Below are 20,653 nucleotides of genomic sequence, written 5' to 3' on the forward strand. Positions count from 1 at the left end.
TTACGGCGCTATTAATGCGCGCAAATTCTCTTTGCGCTTGGAGTGATAATTTTGCCTATAGAACCTCGCAGTGAATCTCGAGCAGTTGTTGATTTGCGGGAGGCCCGTACACCGCAATCAGGATCAGGCGGCGCGTTTTGGGTCTTTAGCTGGATCGCGAAAGAAATTGCGGCTCGCTACGACACCAAACTTTTGGTCAGCTCCAATTTTGATAAAGAAGCATTCGGGAACATTCCGGGCGTCGAGTATCTGGTAGAGACGTCGGATAACACGCTGCTCCGCTGGAAACCAGATTTCTACTTTTCACTCACAAACGGAAACCTCGATACACCACCCATTCCGCATGAATGTTTGATATTTGGAATCATTCTTGATGTCCAACACAAAGACGCGCCACAGTTCTTACCAAGCCATATACGAAACCAACGCGAAGTCGATTTTCAGCGCACGGTTGCGCAATCAGATGTTGTGATAACTATATCAGAGGCGCAGAGAAATGCGATTTCGCGACTCTACCCAACGGCCAATGTCCGTTGCTTGCGCCTTCATACGAACATCTCCGAGCAATCCAATGCCATTGGTTCCCTCGGAAAAATTGTCAATGGTATAATTCCAGTTAAGCCATTCCTATTTTATCCCGCTCTTAACTGGGCTCATAAAAATCACTTTCGATTGTACGAGGCTTTCGATTTTGTGAAATCCTGTCGTGCGACACCTCTACAACTCGTCCTCAGCGGTGGTTACCAGCGCGATACAGATTTTAGTTTGATAGAGGAAAGGCGCAAAGCGTCCCCTTTTGCTAACGACATTGTGCAATTGGGTTTTGTTGATGAGATTACGAAAGTCGAACTCTATCGGAACTGCCAGCTGGTGCCTTTCGTCTCCCTCTATGAAGGGTTCGGATTGCCTCTAATAGAGGCGCAGAGACTGGGTGCGCCGGTGATCGCGGCGAGGAATGCCGTTTCTGTTGAAGTCCTTGGCGAGGGCGGGCACTTTTTCAGCGATGCGCAAGATAGTTATGCGATCGCCGACGACATTATCGCTCTTTTGGAGACTCCGCCGTCGCGCGGCATTCTGGAAGAAGGTAGGCAGAACAGTCTAAGCTATACCCCCGAAGAATCCAGAAGATCACTTTTTCAAGTGATTGAAGACGCGACATTAGAGCGGCAGCGTCTCGCAAGTCCCGTCGTTGATGTCGTTCGTATTGGTGCCGCATCCCACCACCTGCATGTGGTGTTGGTTGGCGGTGAGACCTATGGATTTGACGTGATTGCGCAGGAAATAGCACGATTCAGGGCTTCGATCGATCGGGAGGTCGAATTTACGGTTGTTTGGCCCCAGGACCGCGCCATGGAGTGGAAAGCAAGTGTACTCCAGTCAGCCTTGCAAGGAATTAACGTGTACTATGGCGCACCGAAGCTATGGGGCTGTGCAACGTCGGCGGCAACACGATATGGTGGCTATGCTTCACACGTACTGGTAGCGAGACCTGATCTTTTGAAGTTGATCAGCGCTAACCGGCTGAGATTGATCGTTGAATTTCTTGCGGTTCACCATGTAAATCATTTGCTCATTCTTACTTCGGAGGCGCAGGTGCCGAATGCAATAACTCTGGAGGATAACAGGTCCATGGAGGAGTTCTACCTAGAATTCTTTCAGGCCAACGTGGATCTACCCGAGAGGTTTGGCTATTTTTTTCGCTCAGACCTGAACGATCTGCCAGCGTTTCGTCCACTGGAAGCGCAATTTGCCACATCGTTTATCAGCAAGATACGAGCGGGCTTTGTCAGCCTTCCGCACGTTCCGGAGATTGAGTGAATGCCATTGTTGGTTTGTGATATTTCTGAAATCAAGCGCCGTGTGACCTACTCCGGTGTTCATCGGGTGGTGCAGAATATCATTTCCACAATCCCGGAGCGATTTTCTGCCAATGTAATTCTGGGCTTCTTGGATGCCGATGGGCAATACCATTTTGCCGACACTGACGGGAACCCGTTGGAGGTTTCGGGCGAATTTGGCCTTTTCAATCTTGATCTAACACTCGACTTCTCCGAGGAAAAGGCCCGCCAGATTTCCCGTTGGGGGCGGAGAATGAAGTTTATGGCGACATTCCTGCCCGATGTGCTTCCAATGACGAGTCCGGCTTACTTCGAGGCGGAAATGGCGGTTCTTTTTCGGAAATACTTTGAAACCATCGCTCGCCGGTCGGATCTGATCTTGACCAACTCTCAAGACTCGATCGAATCCATCGAAAGTATTTTGTCGCAGGACGAAACCGCGGAAGCGCGTCCGCGAATCGACCGCTTCCAATTGGGGACAGATTTTCTACCTGTTCCCATCGGAGATCTACTTCAAATCCGGCGCCCCGTTTGGGAAGCGGCAACTTGTGCAAACCAGCCAGTGTTTTCTTGGTTGTCGACAATCGAGCCTCGCAAGAATCTCGCGACTGTCTTAAGCGCCGTCGAAATTTTGGCTCAAGAAGGCAAGCCCTTTAAGCTCATAGTTATGGGAAAATTCGGATGGCACTGTGATTTCGAATTTCTTAAGCTGCAAGAACTGTTGAACAAGTATCCGCAACATCTTCACTTTCTACATTTTCCATCAGATTTTGAGATCCGCTACGTTCTAACAAAGAGCCTCGGCTTAATTGTTTCGTCCTTCGCTGAGGGCTTCGGTCTGCCATTGATAGAAGGTGCGGCGCTCGGAAACCACATTATTTGTTCCGATATACCGGTATTCCGATCGATCATGGGCAAATCGGGGATCTATTTCGATCCCCATTCTGTACGTGAGCTCGTGACGCGTATGAGGCATGTCATGGATTTATCACCGCTGGAGCCAGGAACACATGAAGTCGAGCCGGCCAATTGGAGTGAAATTTCTGACGAGCTTTTCTCCAAGATTTTTGCGCAGATGAGCCAGAATTAGCTCCAAAATTCGCGGACAAAATTTCCAGCCTAATAGACGAATCCTAAACTTGGCGGACCGCGCTCAGACTACACCCTCTTTCAGCCATTTAATGGCCGTGCCGAGACTCACGCTGCGAAGCGGACTGTCTGCCTCCAATAATTGATCCAACAGAATAACGCTATTCCTCAAATATTCAGCGTCGCCACCGCCGCCATAAGTGCTGATGTGATGCTTGACCGTTGGGCCATAGAAGTTGCTTTTTATTGAGCCACGAAGCGCCAGATAGGATTCCAAAAGCAACCTGAAACGGTCCGGTTCGCTGGGCGGTGAAGACTGTATTTCGCGCCGGGCTCGCTCGTCCTGCTCGTGCTTCCGAAGATGATCCGAAATGTCATTGTAGAGTATAGGCGCGTGAACAGTCGCGTAACTGGGGATCCCATTCGCTCGCGCTCTTAGTAGGAACTCAGAGTCCGCATGGTAATGCGGGTAGTTCACCTCATCATAAAGTCCAATCCTCTCAAATACAGCGCGGTTGATGAGAACGCCATTACCCGCCGCGAAATCTACCTCGATAATATCGCGACCCTTCACTTCCGGCGGAAGCTCTTCAAATCTCATGTTGTGGAACCGCAACTGAAATAGATTCATTTTATTCCAGTCATGGTAAGCTCCAATTGACCAAATTAACCCACGGTCATGTTCAAAGTCTTGGCGAGCGGCCAGGATCATCGTCGAATATTTATTCGATATGCGGTCCAGCTCGCCCACAAACGAATTATCTATAATGGCATCATCATTGATGGTGAGAATCTTGTCTGCACCTTCATCGAGGGCCCGCTGGATGCCTCTATTGGTAGCTCCGGTCCAGTAGTCGTCGTCCGTTGCCCGCACAATCGTGGTAGTTGGATATTTCTCCAAAATACCATCGGCGGTACCGTCGGTCGAATTGGAATCGACAATATAAACGGAGAGATCAACATTGATTTGCGAATAAAGAACCTCCAAAAAGCGCAACGACTTTTCACGGCGGTTCCTTACGGGAGTAATAACGGCAATTTTGCTGGGCATGGTCATATCACCAGGAATTGGTTTCTTTCGTCGAAGCTCGAAGCGTTTCGATAGACTATCACGCTCGGAGGCTCACTATGGTTAAGTGCAGATGCCGAGCCCAGCGATGTTGTATCGATTTCATGCTGAGCGCCAAAAATGAATGCCGCCTCAGTAGGCGCTACGGAATGTTGATGAGATCTAAGCTGCAAATGGGCGATAGCGATCTGCACTTTCCGCCAATCGATCGTGCTCGACGACGGATTGGCAATCACATGAAACGGCGTTCGTTTTCCTGGGCTCGACGAAAGCCTGGCGAATTCCACTAGGCGAGACAAATCGATCACGTCTCCGGTAAAAATCGCTTCGATGACGTCGCCGGAAATCTCCTTCTTCAATACGCGAGCGGGCACGTATTCAGACGCCGGAGAGGGATGGTGTAACGTGGCGACATCCTCGGCAAGAGCCCTGCGAAAAGCCAAGGACTCCGGCTGCTTGTTGACCGAAAAGTCCGCAACGACATGCGTAAATAGGGCAAGCGCATCGTCTAACACACGTTCGCGACTAAACGGTGACTCCACCACCTGCAATGGATTTGACAGGATCGCGGCAATATCTTCATAGATTTTCTGGGGATCTTTGGGATCCCTGAAATAAGCTACGCTTTGTCCGCAGATCTCCTCCAGTGCCGGGAGCGGACTGCAGATGACGGGTGTTCGAAACTGTAATGCCTCCACGACTGGAATACCGAACCCCTCATACAAGGAAGGAAATACCATAGCCCTTGCATTCTTCATGAGAGATGCCAAGTGTTCGGAGCTAACAAAGCCCAACGCGTGGATATATTTTCGAACCTCTCGGTCTTGCAACGACTGTAGCGCCGGCAGTGATTCGGACAACGAGTGATCAGCGCCCGTCATGACCAAATGCGGGCAATTTTCTGGCCCGAGAGATTCAAATAACAGGGAATAGGCTTGAATAAGCGATGTATGGTTCTTGTGGGGCCAGGGGATCGCCGGGTAAATTAGGTACCCAGAGCCATTGTTAAAATCGGCCTGCAGAACCCGCTGATCAGCGGCCGGCGTATAATGGTACCATGTATACGGCGCCAGATAGACATAATCAACATTCGAGGCACCCCAATAATGCCGAAAATTGCGAACCTCAGCATCGGTCAGAGTCACAACTTTGTCACAACGCTCGATTGCAAACCCGTATGCGACGTCTCGAGCGGCAACCATTTCAGGGCCGAGAAATTCTGGATGAACCGAGTGTTGCAGATCGTAAATCGAACATACGACGGGTCGATCCGTTCGCACATCGGGTACGTGCATTCCATTTAACGGATCATAGAAGATGTCAGCCGTTTCCAAAATCCTATTAACGGACTCGGAAGTCAGCTCTGCAAGCTTAATGCAATTGGCACTGCTATAATATTGCAGCGAATCGTAGTTGTTTTCACTGCATATTATAGTGAGATCAGCCCTGTGCTGCAGCAGCTCAAGCAACCCATGAATGTATTCCCCTGCGCCGCCCGCGCCTTTGTCGCGGGCGAGAAGATGGTAGCATTCAACGGCAATTCGCAATTTATCTTTCATCGCTATTAGATATCCAAATCCATCTCAATCGACCGTGCGCTCTTGCTGCAAGGACATAATTCCTGATAGCCAGCGGTCTACCCTGTCACCATTGCAATACTCCTCAACTCTTCGCGGAACATTGTTTGTGAACGGCTTTTTTTCGATCTCTGCATGACGTTCCAGAAACGCGTCAAGATCTCGCGCAACCAATCCGTCGTCGTCTTGTTCGGTTAGTCGATAGTTTCCTCCCGCACGAACGCAAAGCTCGTTGACCGCCGGCTGAGCATAGCCATAGACGGGAAGGTCGAAATAAAAGGCATCGGCCACGGGGATACAAAACCCTTCATGAGTCGAGAACGTGACGAAAGCGTATGCCCGTTCGTATAGCCAACGGAGCTCAGAGTCCGATACTTCATTGAAGACATGCCATTTTTGCTTTGCCGAACCACTAGATGCGATGGTGCTCCGGATATCTTCCTCATACGCTTCAACAACCGCTCTACCCACAAACGCGAGATTAAATTGTGGCTGTCTTTCTTGCAGTCGAGCAACAACTCTAAGCAGGCGGCTTATATTTTTGTTTGGAGCTCTGCGTCCAACAAATAATAGAAGAGGCTCGGCCGGATTCAGGTTCATGGAGGGTTGCTGCGATGTCATGTTTTTCCATGACCGGATATCAGGAATCGGGGGAACTAGCTCAATTCCCCTCTTTGGCTCTGTAGGGACATGCTCTTTTATCACATCAGCGGTGAACATTGAGTTGGCGGCAAGACTATCAAAGCCGCCGAGAAGCCGGAACTGTCCATATCCGAGTAGAACGTTTCCGTATTCGGACGGATTCCATTCCCTGAAATAGGCGGGATCAGTAATATTGTGAACGTAACAATGTTTGCGGAGCGGATAAGACAATATCTCCTCTAATGCGGGATCAAAGGTGGAGAAGTGGAAGAGGATTTGATCCTCGGGAGCCAGATCGACGCCAAGACGCTGGATCGGTCGCACCAGTGAATCAGCAAACACCGTGTTTTCGGCGTAGCAGACTGCTCGGGTGCCGAGTTCATTAAGTCGACGAGCTGTGTGCAGCGCAAAACGTCCCACAGCATCATGCTCACGGATATCCCGTGCTACGACACGAATAACCGTCATCGTGAGACCGTCATTTGCTGTAGTTCTTCATATACGCTTACCAAGTGTTCGCACACCTTCGCCCAGCCGAAGTTAGCTCGAATGTGATCGCGGAGCATTGAATTCCCGTCGGTTGCGAGTGATGAGACAAGCGCGTTGCGGATATCCTCTACCGATGCCGGATTGACGTAAAGCACCCGATCACCGAAGTATTCAAAAGCGCTGCCGATCGAGGTAATCACAATGCGTTTGACACCCAAGGCGGCCGCCTCGAGTGCGGCCAAGCTTGGTGTCTCCAGCGTGCTCGGCATTGCAAAAACCGTAGACTTGCGCATCGCGAGATAAATTTCAGGCGCTTGAAAAGGAAAACCACCTAGATACCTAAGCTCGCACTTTGCAGCCTCTTGAACCCGGGTCCAGTATTTTTGGTCGCGAATATGTCCCAAGAGGACTAACGGGATATCGAGCCCTTCCATCGCCTGGGCCAAGAGGAGCTGGTTTTTTCTAGGTTCAATATTCCCTACACAAAGAACAAATCGGTCGGGGAGTTGTTTGCCCCATGCATATACCGCATCGGATATGATGTCGTTATCTATAACCTCGAGATCAACTCCGTTATAAACAGGTCTACACTTTTCACCGACGCCCGGAAAGAAGCGATCGAGCATCGACTGCTCGGAGAGTGAGTTAGTTACAACGACGTCCGCAAAACCGAGTATTTGTTCTATATCGGGAAGAGGATAATTTCTCAGCGACGCCTCCTCAAGCCAGAGGCTGGATGAAAGAACGACGGGTACTCTCCTAGAGGCAGCATAGCTCATAATATACTGACTTCCAGATATGCAGCTGAAGTGGTGTAAGATATTCGTTGAGTCGAACTGGCGCTGCCACGGGTTGTGTCGAAAAATACTCACGCGGTTCCGATCACACCAGCGAACGTAGGCTTCGATTTGGGCCTCCCCCCCACCAGGAGTCTCATACGCCCAGGGATAGGTTGAATACGTCACATGCACGAATGAGTTCACCCCTTAAGATTTGCGAGTTCGGCTACGAAGTAGTAGCCAGTTTCCATCTGAAAAATTCGTATATGAAAGGAATCAACGTCATTGTCGGATTTGCTCGTCAAAGTTTTTCAGAACGTATTTCTCAAAAATCTTACTAACTGACCAAAAGAGCCGCGATGAAATATGGGAATATTTTTCACGCATAGCCTCGACTTGGAGTTTCCGACAGAAGTGAAACACTTCGTCCCCTTCAGTTGCCGCCGCAAGAAAAGTCAAATAATACAATGAAATCCTTGCCAGTATTCTATTAAGAATCCCTGCGTTGAAGCCCACGGCCGTTCTCAACGATGGCCAATAAACCAACCCTCTGGGGTCGTTCCTTAGCGCATAAAAGCGGCAAAATAAGTTCATGATCTTTCGGAGCTCCGATTTCGACGCGTCATCGCGTCTTACGGCTGCGCCAAAATCGTGCATCTTCTTAAAATGGCTGCCGTACTCGGTTTGAATTTCTATTGAGGGGTATATGCGAAGCGTCGCTCCATTCCGTACACAACGATGAGTGAATTCGCTATCGCCATGATATTGAGGGCAATTTTCTTCATCAAACGGCATGTTCTTTTCCAATGTTGCCCTAGAGAAAAGCACGCCATTGCCACAATTGGAGTCGGCTAACAATCCGTTCGTATACACATCTTCGCTCAATTGGGGGCGACCTTGTAAGAAGCGATTGCATTGATAGATGTGTGGCCCAGCCTGATAAAATAAACCGCCATCACAAAATACAGTATCTGTTTCGCGTAGCACAACACGCGGAGCTACAATATCTGAGCCCCGAAGCGCCGCTTGTACCAGGTTTTCAAGAAAGTTGTTCGAATACCAGCTATCATCATTTAGCAGCAAGACATGCGTGCACTGCGATTGCAGAGCCGCGATTATGCCGGCGTTTATCGACCCCGTCCAAAAGTTTTCCGAGGAAACGGGCAGATATTCGGCGATACCAGAGCGGGCACACAACTCCTGCACATCGGCCGACTGGGCCGCGTCCACAACAATAACAAGAAATTGGGTGAAACTCTGCTGCGCCAATAATTTAAGGCAGCTTTCGAGCATCTCTTTACGGTTGAACGTGGGAACGATCACCGCAAGGAGAGGACCTCCATCAAGAACCATTTTCGCTCGGGTCAACATTAAGGAGCAATGCTCTTTCGACGAGATCCCATGTAATGCTGAAGCCGCTTGGATTGGGTGCGACCGCCATGGCTCCAATATCGCGAATAAGTCCCATTGTTGGCAATCCGTTTAGATTATATTTGTCAACCCTCATCACATCTAGGATTTCAGGTATTTGCCTGGCGGAGGGAACGTATGTTGGCAATCCAACGTTCTCAAAAAGTTTGCGATGGAAATCTATGAGCGATGCGGGTGCGATTCCAAGCAGATCGGCGATTATCGCACTGCAAACCATGCCAATGGCAACAGATTCACCGTGCAGACAATCGGGATAGTTTAGATGTTCAATGGCATGTCCGATGCTATGGCCGTATTGCTTTATTGCTTCCTGCGCTAGGCTTTTTCCGCTGGACCCCATGGTCTTGATTTTGTTCTCCACCGAGCGTTGAACGAACCAGTCAAGAAAAACAGAATCGTCAAATGTCCGGAACTTTGTCGAAAACTCAAAAATGAATTCCTTATCATGGCAAAGTCCGTGCTTGAGCCCCTCGGCCATACCGTCAATCAAATAACGCTTGTCCAAGGTTTGGAGAAACGCTGTATCAACTAGTACAGCGCTTGGAGGATAGTACACACCGACGAGATTTTTTCCGCGCGATGTATTGAGGGCTTGTTTGAAGTCAATCGCAGCATCGGTTTGGTTGAGCAGTGTCGTCGGAATATTTATGAAGTTTATTCCTCGATATATCGTTGCTGCGAGCATCCCTGCGAGATTCCCAACGACGCCGCCGCCGAACGCTACGATCGTCGACTGCCGGTTAACGCCTTTCTCGATGCAAAATGCTACAGCGTCATCGTACACCTTAATAGACTTCGCGACTTCGCCATGCGGCGCGACAAACCTGTGGCTCTGAAAACCTTCCCGTGAAAGCCTCGCCGAAATTTTGTCGCCGTACAATCGATCCACGTTGGGATCCGTAATAACAAATACTGGCGATGAACTATCAACTGTTGCAAAAACGCGCTGTTGAGATTCGGCCGCAAGCACATCGCGCGAAAAGACGATGCCAGTCTCTTTAGCAAAAACATAGTTTAGAAGCATAGCACTACACATAGAACTGGAAACTAGGGGGAGCAAGCTTTGGCCGACGCCCCTCAGCTACCTCGCGCGCGGAATCGACCAGAAATTCTAGAAGAGACGTCAATGTCAGTTGCGTCTTCCAGTTCAGGGTTTGTTGGGCATGTCTCGGATCCGCGCCGACATACAGTGCATCAAACTGGCGAACAGGATTAGTGCTTCCTCGCAGGAGTGGCTTTCCCGTGGCGCTGTCGATCAACAGTTGTTCTTCACCGCTAATTTCCCACTCGATGGACCAGCCCAAAATTTCCGCTATTATTGTTACAACATCGGATAGCCGACTTGATACTCCTGACGCGAATATAAAATCATCCGCCTCATGATGATGCATACATCTAATAATCGCGTTGATGATGTCCCCCGCGAAACTCCAATCACGCACAACGTTCACACAGCCAAGTTCAATTGGCGTATCAACGCCCTTTTCCTTTCTCTCCACCAGGCCAGAAATCAGCTTCGGGATCACAAAGTTTCGGGCACGGAGAGGGGATTCGTGATTACATGTTATACCCACGCTAGCGAAGATATCGGCCTGCGCGCGAGCATTTCGCGCCTGCCAAACTACATCGGCCTTCGAAATAGCATATGGGGACCGGGCGTCAAAACAACTCTTCTCCGTAAATACTTTGTCCTTGCTGCCGGGACCAAAGATCTCGCTGCTGGAGGCAAGATAAAGGCGCGCGTCAGGTGCGATCTGCGAAACAACATCTATTAACTGCGACACAAACCAGCTGTTTGTCAGTAAGGTCTCGGGCGCTCGGGCGAAAGAGTTCCCCACTGAGCTTTGTCCGAGGAAGTTGTAGATCGCATCAAACTTCGCCGAGCGAAGCAATTCTTTCAATCGATTTTCGCAGCCAACGACAACATCGAGAATCTCGATGCCAATTCCTTCAACATCAAGGAGTCCTGCCGCTTGAATGCGCGCCAGTGAGTCCTTTCCTGATCTTACCGTACCAACCACCTTGGTCCCGTTCAGAGACAGCGCGTGGGCGAGATAGCAACCATCTTGGCTATTCAAGCCGAGGATTAACACGGATTGTTGGTGGAATCCGCTCACGCGATCATCCAATTCGCAAAGTGTTGATATTATCGAGGAACCACTGGTACGTGCTCCGTAGGCCGTCCTCCAGCTTGATTTTTGGTTCATAGCCAAGCTTCATGAGCTTCTCGTTGCTTAGAAGTTTTCTCGGCGTACCGTCGGGCCTGTTGGTGTTGTAGATGATCTCACCGTCAAAGCCGACTACTTCCTTCACCATGAGAGCAAGTTCGCTGATCGAGACTTCGCGACCCGTTCCAATATTGACGGGCCCTTCATCGTCGTAATGCTCCAGCAGAAATATTGCTGCTTGAGCCAAATCATGGACGTGCATAAATTCACGGAGCGGCTTGCCTGATCCCCATATTTCAAGGCTGCGCTGCCCTGAAGCCTTCGCGTTGTGAAAGCGGTGCATCATTCCCGGTATTACATGGCTGTTTTGGAGGTGGAAGTTATCTCTTGGGCCATACAGATTGGTCGGCATAGCAGAAATATAGCTACGTCCATATTGGCGCCTGAAAGCATCGCACATCATCAGACCCGCGATTTTCGCTATTGCATACCACTGATTCGTCGGTTCAAGCGGACCAGTGAGCAAAGAGTCCTCGGTTATAGGTTGGGGAGCGTGCTTGGGATATATGCAAGACGAACCCAGAAATAACAGTTTCTCTACGCCTAGCCCGTTTGCCGCTCCAATGATATTCGACTCAATCATAAGATTTTCGTAGAGAAACTCTGCCGGATAGCTATCGTTGGCCAATATGCCGCCAACCTTTGCCGCAGCCAGAATAATGCAATCCGGCTTACGGTCGCCGAGGAAATCCTGAACGTCATGCTGGTTAATCAGGTTTAGATCTTTCGAAGTCGACGTGATGATTTCGCAGTCACGCTGCTTGAGCGTATCAACTACTGCACTGCCCACCATGCCGGTTGAGCCAGCGACCCAAATCTTCTTACCCTCGACGCTATATACTTTGCGATTATCCGTCATGAGCCTTCTCCGAGTCTTATTGCAGTACGCCGCGCGCGACACGGTCGTAGTCGGCCTTAGCCATCATTTCGACGAGCTCACCGAAACTCGTCGATGGCTTCCAACCGAATGCCGCGTTTGCCTTCCGCGGATTTCCGAGCAGGAGGTCAACTTCGGACGGACGGAAGAACCGCTCATCAATTTTGACAACCGTGGCGCCCGTTTTCCGATCGACGCCAATCTCCTTGAGCCCCTCTCCGTCCCAAATGAGATCAATTCCCATATGCGACGCAGCAATTGTCGCGAACTCCCGAACGGTGTGCGTTTCGTTGGTCGCAAGCACAAAATCCCCGGGGCTGGATTGCTGCAGCATGAGGTACATGCCCTTGACATAGTCGCCTGCAAATCCCCAGTCACGCTTGGCATTGATGTTACCAAGCATCAAGCAATCTGTGTGGCCATGCGCGATGGAGGCTAACGTCATTGTTATCTTGCGCGTAACAAATTCAGGTCCACGAAGCGGGCTTTCATGGTTGAAAAGAATGCCAGACGATGCATGCATACCGTATGCTTCACGGTGATTCACCGTGATCCAATGGCCATACAATTTCGCAGCCGCATAAGGGCTGCGTGGGTAAAATGGCGTACTTTCCGTCTGAGGAATTTCTTGAACCTTGCCGTACAGCTCAGATGTAGAGGCTTGATAAAATCGAGACTCTGGGGACGCGACACGGATTGACTCAAGCAGATTCAGAGGACCACTGCCGTCTGCTTCCAGCGTATAATAAGGCTGATGAAAGGATGCCTCGACAAAGCTTTGCGCGGCAAGATTGTAAACCTCTGTTGGCTTGTACCGGCGAACGATGTCGGTGCAGTTTGAGGCATCACTAACATCCAGGGGAACGAATTCGATCTGTCTTGTAATACCGAGCTCATCCAATCGCCAGAAGTTCGGCGTCGAAGACCTACGCATGCCTCCGATTACGCGATAACCGAGCGAGAGCAAGTGCTGCGCCAGATACGCGCCATCTTGCCCGTTCACTCCGGTAATCAGAGCACTCTTAGTCATATCGGCTTCCTCTTTGAATCATGGTCCTCGGACAATGTGATCGGGGCCTAAAATGTAGGCGATTGTTGCGGGTGTCTATACGAGCTTCTATCTTAAATCCAGAGAAAATATGCTCACAGTGCTCGGTTGAGCTTCAAGGACGCGTTCACAGCTGACCCGCAAGAACCAAATGAGGAACCGAATAGCGTCGGTGGGTAAATATCTAGCGAGAGGCAGAACGCCATCTCCAAGTTCTCCGAACCATCTTGCGCCTTGTTGCCGATCGCACCATGAGGTCTTTCCTCATTGTGTCTGCGCCAATCCTCCATCTTTTCGCGGGCATCCGCAGGGGTTAGGAACCAGTGCTGGTTCAGGCCCGCCCGGTAGCGGCCGTTGAATGCTTCAATGAACGCGTTATCGGTCGGCTTGCCTGGGCGAGAGAAGTCCAAGGTGACACCTTTGGGATCGCGGCAAGCCTCAAAATACACCCAATCAAATGGGGCGGGGACGGCGCTTACGGATGAACCGGGCGGCGGACAGCGTGGATTAGCCGAGGTAAAACGGAAAGCGACCCACCAGGGATGCTCCCGCCGTCGCCGGAGCAATCGCCAATATCCGAACCTATTTTATGCCGAAGCGGGCAAAGAAGAAGTTCTGACCCAGAGCCAGACACCAACTTTAGTCAATCACAAAGGCCGTGGGGCCATTCAATATGCTCACTTTTATGTTGAAAGCGCATACCGTTATATGCGGTCGCAAATATCATGCTTTGGACCACCAGTCGCCGCCAAATTGGCCCGCCAATCTCACATGCCGGCTGTCGAATTTCCCTGCTTGCCAGAATTCGTCATGGGCTTCAGTTTTGTCGCCAAATCCGAGAATTTTGCAAAACGATTGACCTTTGCCGCCTCATCCATCTCCTTACGACGGAAATAGATCGCTCGTCCGCAGCGAATAGGACTGTGGCCCTGCACGATGATGATCTGCTCGTCCTTGCGCATCGACTGGGTGATTTCGTGCGGCATGATCAGCGGTCGGCGCTGGACACTAATGCTTTCGGATTTGCGGGTGCTGCTATTCGAATTGCTCCAGCCGACATTGCGCGAGCGTCCCTGGACTTCGACGGTCATCTCTCCGCATTGGGCGGAGACATTGCGTGCTGTATCGAACGCCTTGATCGCGGCGTATGACGTGAGGGCGCAGCCTTCGATCCAGGAAGTCGCTCCGTCCTTGCCGAAATGACGTTCGAGTTGGCCGACAGATTGGTACATCAGCATCAATGTGATGCCATACTTGCGCCCGCGATCGCGCGCTTCTTCAAGAATACGCATGTAACCCAGCAGATCGACCTCGTCGAGCATGAAGAGAGCCCTTTGACGGAAGTCGCCATCGGCCCTGACCATAGCATTGATCAGCGAGCCGCTGATCACTCGGCCAATGCCGGGATAGGAGCGCAGGATCGACGCTGGGATATTGAGGAAGACGTCCTTCCGTCCGGAAACGATGTCGCTCGATTTGAACGCATTACCGCAGACCAATGCGGCATAATTGTCGAGCGACAGCCATTGCGTATCCTTTGATGCGGTCGAATATACCCCGGAGAAGGTCTGCTCTGTCATGTTAGTGAAGACACCGAGCGTTTCGCGGATAAAGGCGGACGCGGAATTTTCCTGGATGTCGCGCAGCATGGCAAGCACCGACGGTTCGGGCTCGGAAACGATCAGCCGCAGGCTACGCAAGTTGCGGCGGCCGGCATAGTCGGGCGATAGCATCACATGCGCCAGAAGCCCGGTTAGCAGATTATGCGCCTGGTTCTGGAAATAAGAGCCAGTCGAGGTGTCGAAGCGCAGGCTTTCCGACAAAAGCATATGGGCGATCCCAACGATGTCCTCTTCCTTGTGTGTCGATCTCTCGATCCCATCAAGAACATTGAAGCCCATGACCGGATTGGTGGGGTCGAGTACCATGACCTCGCGCTTGAGCGCATGGGTGCGATGTTCGAGAACCATCGGTGTGACCTCGGTCGATGGATCGAGGCAGATCAGCGGCCCCTTGTAGCGCAGCGCTGTCGGAATGACATTGCTGGTCGTCTTGAAGCCGCCAGAGCCTGCGAAGAATAACATATGGGTGGAATCGAAATTCTGATTGAAAGTCATCAGTGGCGCCTTGCCGCCTTTTCCCCAAGTCGCGGGATCGTTCGGATCAAAAGGCAACGCATGCACGCGATCACGGTCGACGCGGTAGCGCTCGCCGATAACGATCTCTCCGTCCGAGGGAAAGACCTTCGCTACCTTCGACATGGGCAGCCAATCGGCATCGCCGAAAATACCACGCTTGGCGCGCTTGATCGGATCGGAAACGACGATCGAGATGCGCGCGGAGGTTGCGACAATACCAAATCCGAGAATGGTCCCGGCAACCGCAAAGGCGTCGAGATATGTGAGCGCCTCGTTCCATGTGACGACGCCATTCTCCACCCAAGGAACCAAACGGGCATATTCCCGCAGTGCGTAAAAGCCTGCCACGCATAAAAAGCAAAGAAGGCTCGCAAAAGCGATCGGCCGACGGCGATGCAGCGGCAATGCCGAAACCGTCAGAAGTGAGGCGATAGGTCCGAGAAGGAGATCGGGAACAGGACCCGCTCGCAAGAACCAATAGGCGATTCGTTCTGGCATGCCGATCGGCAAATCCTGCCACTGCCATCCAGGGATACAGAGTGTCAGCGTTGTCACTACGATCGGCACCAGCATGAGAAGCAAGCTCGGATGCATTCTGTTCTTCAGCGTCATCAATAGGCCTTCTCGGGCGGTAGTGTTTTCCGTTCGTGTTAGGGCATTTTTGAACACCGTCCTTCTAATCTGCTGACGATCTGCTCACCGCGGCGGACCGGCTCGGGTGTCTGCGTGTTCAGATCTTTTGCTCGACGGCCGGGCAGCGCGCTAAGCGCGCAACATTGCGACGGCGGTGTTGACGGAGTTGATACAGCTGGTTCCCGCCCGCGCGACTGAGGCGGCGAGCAGCATCAAGGTCCGCAGTGGCACCAATCCAATTGGCAAGCTCCAACCGATATCTCTGACTAATGCTCCCTACCACGTGACGGCAAGTGAGGCGGTTCAATACCTGCGGGGAACCACTCGATTGCCTCGTTGGAGATGGCCGCGAGTTTCGAGAGACTACCTTCCAGAAGCGTTCGAATTCCGTAAAAAATGACGAGGTCTTGAGCGAAAATGCGAACAAATAAACCGTCGTTGGTTGGCCGCATGATGACACAACCGCCGCCAAAGTTGAGAAACCTGTCGGCTCCTTCGGTGACCGCAGATCGGCTACCATACCGAATCTGCGTGCAAGTCCTCTTTGCAATAGTATCCCTAGCGCCGATAATTGCGTGTCCTTCCTCGCATTTGAACTTTTTTTCCGGCTCGTTGAAGATTATCGAAGGGCATAGTTCGGCAGCTTGTTGGCAAATCTGCTCAAGCCAGATATCGGCATCGGATAAGGTGACGTAGGTTTCGGCGATATATTTCAGCATATCGATTCCGTCGGCCTTTAAATTGGCGTTGCGACAAATTCCGGCGCTTCATTCAAAATGATGATTGGGTCGATCATGGATCTGTTCCTTGTTCGGCGAGCGTCTCGTTGATCGCACGTCCCAGTCCTTCAATTTCCCGCGTGCTGTGCCTGGCGGTAGGGCAGACCCGCAAGCCGGCCTTGCCCTTTGCGACGGTGGGAAAGAAGATCGCCGAGGTGTAGAAGCCTTTGTCGAGAATATGGGCCGCGGCACGAATGGATTGTCTTTCGTCGCCGAGCTCTATGGTGCGGATTGGCAGCTTCGAGCCGACCTGCTCGCTGGAAACCATCCTGTCGAAAACAGCTATCCGATCCGCAAGCGCATCTTGGCGTAACTTGAGCTCATCGGTGCGGTGCAGCGCCTGTGACGCCATAGCAGCGCCGATTGCAGCTAAATTAAGCGACGCGGAAAAGGCATAGGCGATTGAGAAGCGCCGGAACAATTCTTCCTGCCGAGGAGCGCCGAGCATCAGCAAGCCGCCCGATGCTCCAAAGCCTTTTCCGAGTGATGCGGCAATGATTGTACGCTCGCCAAGGGTTGCGCCGACCTGGGATCGTACAAAGCCCTCCCCAGACTTCCCGAACAAGGAAATGCCGTGGGCATCGTCGATATAGAGAAACAGGCCATACCGATCCTGGAGTGCGAGGAGGTCCGCGATCGGTGCGCTTCCGCCCATGGAATAGACGCCATCGCAAACATAGGCCACGCGATCGTTACGTCGGCAAATATCCTCGAGTGCGTTCAAATCGTTATGAGCAATCGTTTCAACCAATGTTTCATTGGCGACGACCGGTTTGTGAAACGCAAGCGTCGCATGCGCCAATCGGTCGAAAACGACCGCCGGTCTTTTGTTCTCAGTGAGATATCCGGAGGCGAGGAGTGGTAGAGCTCCCATATTGGCGGCGAGGACGGTCGTGTAGGTTATGACCCGTGCCGCAAATAAGTCGGAGAGAGCTTCTTCCAGTTCGCCTAACAGGCTGAAATTCAGCCTCGTTCTCGCGCAGGACCAATGGAGCGCCTTGCATCGCTGCACCGCCTCTATTGCGCCTTCAAGGATAAGCGGGTGATTGTCGAGGCCAAGATAAGAGCAGCGAACGAAGTCAATCACTTGTCTCTTCTGGCGCACCGTTCGCAACAGGACGGAGCGATCCTTATCCGGGTCCGCGTAAAGCGCCATGACTCCCTCCTGCTCGGCCGCAGCAAGATTTTGATCGGCGGAAACGATCACGCTGAGTGTATTGCGGTGGGATCGCGACACAGCCGAAGCGGTGGGCGAATGACGATCATCGCTCATGGGAATATCCAATTTGTTCGTAGCGGAGCAGCGACACAGCAGAAAATGGACATCTACTGCGGCACATCGCATCTCATTGGCGACGCGATGCTATTTTATTGCCGTGGAATAGGTCTGCGAACAACGATCGTTTCGGTAATATTGCTTGAAGATTCTATGACGACATATTTTCGAAAGCGTAAAGCTTAATAAGCACAGCAGACGGAATGTCACATTGATGCTCAGCGGAGTTCCCCGCGATATCGGTGCTTACGAAGCCCGATCTGTCTTCTGACGCTCATCCAGCGCATAACCGGTAGCCCGCACCGTGCGGATAATATCGCGACCTAGCACGCCTCTCATGCCGCGCCGAAGGCGCCCAACGTGAACGTCGACGGTGCGGGGCTCCACAAACGTTCCTTGCGGCCATGCCGCCTCGATAAGAGCGTCGCGGCTGAAGACGTAACCTGGGTTGTGTAGAAAATGCTGAAGAAGACGAAATTCGATCGGGCTGAGTTGGACGTCCATGCCGTTGCACTCGACGCGCCTGCTATCGAGATGCATCGTGATTTCCGCATAAATAAGCAAATTGCCGGTGGTTCTTCCTGTGCAAGTTTTTGCGTTGTCGTTTGGCGATAAGTCTGACAGATAAGATAGAAAACGCTCTGGGTTGAACGGACGCATAAAAATCTCGCTCACGCCGATTTTGAGCACTTCGAGATAAAGTTGCTGATTGCCTGCTCCCACGAAGACCGCGATCGGTAGCGCTTTATCGGCCAGTATTTCCCTGATCTGGCTCACAAGATCACCGATAGGGAAGGCGTCGCTATTATAGTCTATTATCACGGCCATCAGATCATCGGATTTGACGCTAGCTAGGGCTTCCTCCGCCCCTTCCACCAGTGAAGAGTCAAGGCCTCCCATATTGAGGATCTGTGCGAGCAGAAGGGAGAATTCATAATCTGTGGAGCAAATGAGGATGAGTGGCTTCATTGGTCATAACCTTTCGATCAGTGGGTGGTAGCACGCGGAAAATGAGAGGGTTTGAGATTCCAAGTGTTCGGATATTTTGATGCAACAAAATATCCGAGATTACTCGCAATTCCGTCTCTTTTCACGGTAATTCGCTACTTGGTATTTGTCATAAATTTGTATTGCACGTAAAGAGGGAAAATGTTATGCATGTAATCACAATTTTGTTGCATCAAAAAAAGGGGGCGCTTTGCGAGCGAGTTCGGGCTGCTCGCCCCGGATTCAAGGCCGGTGGATGTTAAGATAAGCTTGGAAGTGGCCAGGGATCACACGACATATGCGGCATCCGCGGTCGTGACTCACTTGTGAGAATAAAGTCCGGCCAAACTTTCGTCCCGTGCCGGACATTCACGGGAGAGCTTCCTATGACTTTTGCCGATACATCAAAATATAGCGAGACGCCGTACTCGGATGATGACATCGCTATTTGGTCTGGCAGTGATCCGGCAGTCGCGGCGTTGGTCGCAAAGGCGGCCTATGGTCCCGATGCCACGCTTGCTGTGGCTTGGTGCGCCCTAGGCGCGAAGGTGGATGGACGTGCTACCGACGGCCATTTCTGGTTCGAGGTCTTTTGCCTGCTGCGTACCGGCGAAACGCCGGCGACGGGGTTTTCGAGTGGCACGGACTCGGCAAACGCAGATGGAAAACTGCATTAGGTTTCCTGCGGCCACAAAATGGTCGGGCAAAACCGATACTTTGTACTTCTCGGTAACGCCCCACCGCTCGGGTATCGGCCCGACGCTAAGCGATGAGATTGCGGATAGAGGGAGGTTTCGAGTATGGCGGAGCGGTGCGGCGGCATGGTTATTTGATAAGTCCCGCCTGGAGAAAGACAGCGACATGGCGGCCGGCGGTAAGAAGGTCGAACGGTGAATGCCCGCGGCGCTCAGAGCTTTTCCCGCAGCTTTTCGATATGCTCCTCGCAAATCGCCTTTACCAGCTGCTGCAGCGCGTCCGTACGTTCGCCAAGCCAGACGAGCGCTTCTTCGGTGATCTTGAAATGCTCGGAATAGCGGGCTTTCACATAGGCTTGGTTGATAATGTTGAACCAGGCAGTATGGCGGCGTTGCCCATCTTGTGGCCAGATCTCAGCAAGCCGCTGATCGCGGCCTTCCGCAAGTGTCCTTAGATGGTTGAGGTTGTGTGAGGCAGGGCTGTAATTCGTCAATGTCAGCAGTAAGGTCGAATACGCCTGTTCAATCGCTTGATGGAGGAGGAATGCTGCTTCGTCCGTGTCGCCTTCGCTTGCGGAAAAGCGAGCAACTTTAAGAAATTTCTCGCTTTTGTGAAATCTCTTAAAATGCTGTTGAGCCGCACGATATTCTTCCGCTGGTGTGAGCGGCTTTGGCTCGGCAAGTTCCTCGTCGTCGAGTTCGTAAAGAACGATACCGTCGCGACGGATTTCGCTGAAGAAATAATTGCCGAGCTTCAGTGCTGTGTTGACTTCGCGCAGCGAATGCACGGCAAGGCTCACCGGCGGCTTGACGATGCGTGGAAAACGGTCGGCCGCTTTGCGCCAGTATGAACCGAAGTCGGTAAGCTTGCGATTGTTGACGATCACCAGCAGATCGTAGTCAGACTTATAGCCTTTGCCGGTATGCTCTTCATCGACCCAATTTCCACGAGGTAGAATAGGCGACTAGCGCCGTGCTGCCTCACGGCAGTCGGTTTCTAGTCGCCTTTCACCGAACCGGACGTGCATCTTTCGTTATGCATCCAGCTCTCCAGAAGACGTGGCAAAGTCAGGCAAGT

At 51.7% G+C, this 20,653-nt stretch carries 15 protein-coding genes and 4 pseudogenes; 4 read left to right on the forward strand and 15 right to left on the reverse strand.

Going from position 1 to position 20,653, the window contains the following annotated elements:
- The first annotated feature begins 51 nt into the window (after positions 1-51).
- Both HGP12_RS31950 and HGP12_RS31955 read left to right on the forward strand, forming a co-directional pair.
- Positions 52-1,818, forward strand: coding sequence for a glycosyltransferase (locus HGP12_RS31950; RefSeq protein ID WP_168880125.1), 1,767 nt, complete (start codon positions 52-54; stop codon positions 1,816-1,818).
- Positions 1,819-2,928 (forward strand): glycosyltransferase, encoded by a 1,110-nt coding sequence (locus HGP12_RS31955; RefSeq protein ID WP_168880126.1) that lies wholly within the window; start codon positions 1,819-1,821, stop codon positions 2,926-2,928.
- 63 nt (positions 2,929-2,991) lie between these two features.
- Here the strand turns inward: HGP12_RS31955 and HGP12_RS31960 are convergent, their stop codons facing one another.
- The 10 genes and pseudogenes from HGP12_RS31960 to HGP12_RS32005 form a co-directional block, all read right to left on the reverse strand.
- Positions 2,992-3,978, reverse strand: coding sequence for a glycosyltransferase family 2 protein (locus tag HGP12_RS31960; RefSeq protein WP_168880127.1), 987 nt, complete (start codon positions 3,976-3,978; stop codon positions 2,992-2,994).
- A gap of 2 nt (positions 3,979-3,980) precedes the next feature.
- A complete protein-coding gene (locus HGP12_RS31965; protein WP_168880128.1) occupies positions 3,981-5,555 on the reverse strand; it encodes a glycosyltransferase family 1 protein in 1,575 nt (524 codons plus the stop codon).
- A gap of 24 nt (positions 5,556-5,579) precedes the next feature.
- Positions 5,580-6,683 carry a glycosyltransferase gene (locus tag HGP12_RS31970; RefSeq protein WP_168880129.1) on the reverse strand — a complete coding sequence of 368 codons (1,104 nt, stop codon included), beginning with the start codon at positions 6,681-6,683 and terminating at the stop codon, positions 5,580-5,582.
- Positions 6,680-7,483: a glycosyltransferase gene (locus HGP12_RS31975; RefSeq protein ID WP_168880130.1), complete on the reverse strand. Its 804-nt coding sequence runs from the start codon at positions 7,481-7,483 to the stop codon at positions 6,680-6,682. The genes HGP12_RS31970 and HGP12_RS31975 overlap by 4 nt, the downstream gene beginning before the upstream one ends.
- Positions 7,484-7,765: 282 nt before the next feature.
- Complete coding sequence (locus HGP12_RS31980; RefSeq protein WP_168880131.1) at positions 7,766-8,836, reverse strand: glycosyltransferase; 1,071 nt, start codon at positions 8,834-8,836, stop codon at positions 7,766-7,768.
- Positions 8,826-9,938, reverse strand: a complete 1,113-nt coding sequence (locus HGP12_RS31985) for an iron-containing alcohol dehydrogenase (protein ID WP_168880132.1) — start codon at positions 9,936-9,938, stop codon at positions 8,826-8,828. Before HGP12_RS31985 ends, HGP12_RS31980 begins: the two co-directional genes overlap by 11 nt.
- Before the next feature lie 4 nt (positions 9,939-9,942).
- Positions 9,943-11,031, reverse strand: coding sequence for a GDP-mannose 4,6-dehydratase (locus HGP12_RS31990; RefSeq protein ID WP_168880133.1), 1,089 nt, complete (start codon positions 11,029-11,031; stop codon positions 9,943-9,945).
- A gap of 4 nt (positions 11,032-11,035) precedes the next feature.
- Entirely contained in the window at positions 11,036-12,001 is a 966-nt protein-coding gene (locus HGP12_RS31995; RefSeq protein ID WP_168880134.1) for a GDP-L-fucose synthase family protein, read from the reverse strand.
- A 16-nt stretch (positions 12,002-12,017) separates the two neighbouring features.
- Positions 12,018-13,049, reverse strand: a complete 1,032-nt coding sequence (gene gmd / locus HGP12_RS32000) for a GDP-mannose 4,6-dehydratase (protein ID WP_168880135.1) — start codon at positions 13,047-13,049, stop codon at positions 12,018-12,020.
- A gap of 251 nt (positions 13,050-13,300) precedes the next feature.
- Positions 13,301-13,486 (reverse strand): annotated as a pseudogene (locus HGP12_RS32005) (integrase core domain-containing protein); the annotation flags it as partial.
- Between the two features lie 82 nt (positions 13,487-13,568).
- Between HGP12_RS32005 and HGP12_RS34385 the strand changes: the two are divergent.
- A pseudogene (locus tag HGP12_RS34385) lies at positions 13,569-13,686 on the forward strand (YecA family protein); the annotation flags it as partial.
- Positions 13,687-13,909: 223 nt separating this feature from the next.
- Here the strand turns inward: HGP12_RS34385 and traG are convergent.
- The 4 genes and pseudogenes from traG to HGP12_RS32030 all read right to left on the reverse strand — a co-directional run.
- Positions 13,910-15,817, reverse strand: a pseudogene (gene traG, locus HGP12_RS32015) (Ti-type conjugative transfer system protein TraG); the annotation flags it as partial.
- Positions 15,818-16,104: 287 nt separating this feature from the next.
- Positions 16,105-16,557 (reverse strand): hypothetical protein, encoded by a 453-nt coding sequence (locus HGP12_RS32020; RefSeq protein ID WP_168880136.1) that lies wholly within the window; start codon positions 16,555-16,557, stop codon positions 16,105-16,107.
- A 73-nt stretch (positions 16,558-16,630) separates the two neighbouring features.
- Positions 16,631-17,890 (reverse strand): aminotransferase class I/II-fold pyridoxal phosphate-dependent enzyme, encoded by a 1,260-nt coding sequence (locus tag HGP12_RS32025; protein ID WP_168880137.1) that lies wholly within the window; start codon positions 17,888-17,890, stop codon positions 16,631-16,633.
- A gap of 249 nt (positions 17,891-18,139) precedes the next feature.
- The gene (locus tag HGP12_RS32030; protein ID WP_168880138.1) at positions 18,140-18,862 is read right to left on the reverse strand and encodes a winged-helix domain-containing protein; all 723 of its coding nucleotides are present in this window, start codon (positions 18,860-18,862) and stop codon (positions 18,140-18,142) included.
- A gap of 404 nt (positions 18,863-19,266) precedes the next feature.
- Between HGP12_RS32030 and HGP12_RS32035 the strand changes: the two genes are divergently transcribed.
- Positions 19,267-19,557: a hypothetical protein gene (locus HGP12_RS32035; RefSeq protein WP_205926776.1), complete on the forward strand. Its 291-nt coding sequence runs from the start codon at positions 19,267-19,269 to the stop codon at positions 19,555-19,557.
- Between the two features lie 230 nt (positions 19,558-19,787).
- On the opposite strand, the pseudogene HGP12_RS32040 reads toward HGP12_RS32035, so the two are convergent.
- Positions 19,788-20,525: pseudogene (locus HGP12_RS32040) on the reverse strand (HEPN domain-containing protein); the annotation flags it as partial.
- Positions 20,526-20,653: the final 128 nt, after the last annotated feature.

Origin of the sequence: Rhizobium sp. P28RR-XV (assembly GCF_012641385.1) — a bacterium.
Taxonomy (GTDB): Bacteria; Pseudomonadota; Alphaproteobacteria; order Rhizobiales; family Rhizobiaceae; genus Rhizobium.